Origin of the sequence: Coprococcus sp. ART55/1 (assembly GCF_000210595.1) — a bacterium.
Taxonomy (GTDB): Bacteria; Bacillota; Clostridia; order Lachnospirales; family Lachnospiraceae; genus Coprococcus; species Coprococcus aceti.
Genome location: NC_021018.1, coordinates 3,067,086 through 3,070,764 on the forward strand (window position 1 = coordinate 3,067,086; position 3,679 = coordinate 3,070,764).

The 3,679-nt window shown below is 47.0% G+C and carries 1 protein-coding gene and 1 rRNA gene; both read right to left on the minus strand.

Annotated features, from left to right (window positions below):
* Positions 1-150 (minus strand): DapH/DapD/GlmU-related protein (locus CCU_RS14880; protein WP_305803652.1); only part of this gene is annotated, 150 nt, incomplete at its 3' end.
* 401 nt (positions 151-551) lie between these two features.
* Positions 552-3,433 (minus strand): 23S ribosomal RNA (locus tag CCU_RS13780).
* Positions 3,434-3,679 lie beyond the last annotated feature (246 nt).

The window sequence follows — 3,679 nt, forward strand, 5'->3', positions numbered from 1 at the left end:
CCTTGGCTTTTCCAATACTACAGTAGCATTATCTGGGATATCTTGGAACACAATACAATTAGCCCCTATCCTAACATTATTTCCAATCTGAATTCCTCCAAAAATCTTTGCACCTGGTCCAATATAAACATTATCTCCAATTATTGGCACCAAGTTTTTGAACGTCCAATTGTCACCTGATGTGAAATTGTGACATTATTTCCAATTTTTGCTCCCCCTGCTATTACTATTCCTTTAATGCCATGTGGAAGTATCGGATGAGATTGGAAATTGTCTCCATTTTCAGCAATTATATTTATATCCGCACCATTTTTTGCATCTACTCTACGCAAATAGAACTTATAATATGCTTTTATTATACTTGGAGTCTTTGATCCAAAAAATCTTATCTCGTCTATTCCAATATTTATCGTAATTAAATCCCATTGCTATAGATTTTATATACTGTTTTAGCTCCACTTGATGCTCCTTTCTTCAAACCATAAATGAAACTTTTCCAGATACTTTCCATTTCTTAATTACTCTCTAAAGCTTATCTCTTAGAAACCTCTAAGGATAAGTCCTCGACCTATTAGTACTTCTCAGCTGAGTGCGTTACCACACTTACACCTGAAGCCTATCAACCTTGTAGTCTTCAAGGGGTCTTACTCCGAAGATGGGATATCTTATCTTGAGGGGGGCTTCACGCTTAGATGCCTTCAGCGTTTATCCCTGCCAAACTTGGCTACTCTGCCATGCCTTTGGTAAAACAACAGATACACCAGAGGTTTGTCCATCCCGGTCCTCTCGTACTAAGGACAGCTCCTCTCAAATATCCTACGCCCACGCCGGATAGGGACCGAACTGTCTCACGACGTTCTGAACCCAGCTCGCGTACCGCTTTAATGGGCGAACAGCCCAACCCTTGGAACCTGCTACAGCTCCAGGATGCGATGAGCCGACATCGAGGTGCCAAACCACTCCGTCGATGTGAACTCTTGGGAGTGATAAGCCTGTTATCCCCAGGGTAGCTTTTATCCGTTGAGCGATGGCAATCCCACTTTATACCACCGGATCACTAAGTCCTACTTTCGTATCTGCTCCACCCGTCGGTGTCGCAGTCAAGCTCCCTTCTGCCTTTGCACTCTTCGAACGGTTTCCAACCGTTCTGAGGGAACCTTTGAGCGCCTCCGATACTCTTTCGGAGGCGACCGCCCCAGTCAAACTCCCCGTCAGACATTGTCCCCCAGCCGGGTTACGGCTGCAGGTTAGAAACCCAGTACTGTAAGGGTGGTATCCCAAGGTTGGCTCCATGGCAACTGGCGTCACCATTTCCTAGCCTCCCACCTATCCTGTACAGACAGTACCGAATCCCAGTATCAAACTGGAGTAAAGCTCCATGGGGTCTTTCCGTCCTGGCGCAGGTAACCAGCATCTTCACTGGTATTTCAATTTCACCGGGTGTGTTGTTGAGACAGTGCCCAAATCATTACGCCTTTCGTGCGGGTCGGAACTTACCCGACAAGGAATTTCGCTACCTTAGGACCGTTATAGTTACGGCCGCCGTTTACTGGGGCTTAAATTCAAAGCTTCGATTGCTCTAACCTCTCCTCTTAACCTTCCAGCACCGGGCAGGCGTCAGCCCATATACCTCACCTTTCGGTTTTGCATAGACCTGTGTTTTTGCTAAACAGTTGCTTGGGCCATTTCTCTGCGGCCACATCTCTGTGGCACTCCTTCTCCCGAAGTTACGGAGTCATTTTGCCGAGTTCCTTAACAACACTTCTCCCGCCGGCCTTAGGATTCTCTCCTCATCCACCTGTGTCGGTTTACGGTACGGGTACTTATGAAGCAATAGCGGCTTTTCTTGGCAGCTGGCTCACACGCTTCTCTACTAATGTTCGATCCACATAACGCTTTACATTTTTCATGCGGTTTTGCCTGCATGACTGCTATACGCTTGTACCGGCTTTTCCATTTCCGGCTCGTGCTCTCCTTCTGCGTCCCCACAGTTCTGTCCATAAGCAGTACAGGAATTTCAACCTGTTATCCATCGACTACGGCTCTCGCCCTCGCCTTAGGCCCCGACTTACCCAGGGAAGATCAGCTTTACCCTGGAAACCTTAGATATTCGGCCTTTAAGATTCTCACTTAAATCTCGCTACTCATTCCGGCATTCTCTCTTCTTAACTCTCCACTGCTCCTTACAGTACAGCTTCGTCGACTTAAGAATGCTCCTCTACCATCCTTTCGGATCCACAGCTTCGGTGTCGTGTTTTAGCCCCGGACATTTTCGGCGCAGGACCTCTCGACTAGTGAGCTATTACGCACTCTTTGAATGTATGGCTGCTTCTGAGCCAACATCCTAGTTGTCTTCGAAATCCCACATCCTTTACCACTTAACACGCACTTTGGGACCTTAGCTGGTGGTCTGGGCTCTTTCCCTTTTGACTACCCAACTTATCTCGTGCAGTCTGACTCCCGTACATCATCTACGCGGCATTCGGAGTTTGATAATCTTCGGTAAGCTTTGACGCCCCCTAGGATATTCAGTGCTCTACCTCCGCAAGACTAATACGAGGCTAGCCCTAAAGCTATTTCGAGGAGAACCAGCTATCTCCGGGTTCGATTGGAATTTCTCCCCTACCCACACCTCATCGCCACCCTTTTCAACGGATGTGCGTTCGGTCCTCCATCGCCTTTTACGGCGACTTCAACCTGGACATGGGTAGATCACCCGGTTTCGGGTCTTCTTGTACTGACTTATGCGTGCTGATTAACACTTGCTTTCACTTCGGCTCCGCACCTTAAGTGCTTAACCTTGCCGGTACAAGAAACTCGCCGGACCGTTCTACAAAAAGTACGCGGTCCTACCTTAACGTAGTTCCACAGCTTGTAAACACAGGGTTTCAGGTTCTCTTTCACTCCCCTCCCGGGGTCCTTTTCACCTTTCCTTCACAGTACTATGCGCTATCGGTCACTGAGTAGTATTTAGCCTTGGAGGGTGGTCCCTCCGCCTTCCCACAAGGTTTCTCGTGTCTCGTGGTACTCCGGATCCTGCTAGGCGTGTTTTCAATTTCGCATACGAGGCTTTCACTCTCTTTGGCGGGACTTCCCAGACCCTTCTGCTATCGTTAACACTGCCATGTTGCAGTCCATACCCCGGAGTGCACGCACTCCGGTTTGGGCTCTTCCGCTTTCGCTCGCCGCTACTAACAGAATCGATGTTTCTTTCTCTTCCTCTCCCTACTTAGATGTTTCAGTTCAGGAGGTTCCCGACCTATACCTATGTATTCAGTATAGGACGACTGAGGTTTGCTCAGCCAGGTTTCCCCATTCAGAAATCTGCGGTTCATTGAATATTTGCTTCTTGCCGCAGCTTATCGCAGCTTATCACGTCTTTCATCGGCTCTCAGTGCCAAGGCATCCACCCTGCGCTCTTTCTAACTTAACCTTACAACACACGTAGCTTGATGTGTTGTGGTCTCTTTCTAAAAAGCTTTAAGATATTTGTCTACTTTATCTTTTGGTTTTGTACCTCAATCCACTTTGCATTTTTGGCTTTGTAAGTGCTTCGCACTTACTAACCTAAAATCTGCTCTGCAGATTTTGGTAATAGATGTCTTGTTAATTATTAATGGCTTATTATAAACTTATAATAATTATCTCTTTCTGTATGAAATTCTCAAGGTACATATTT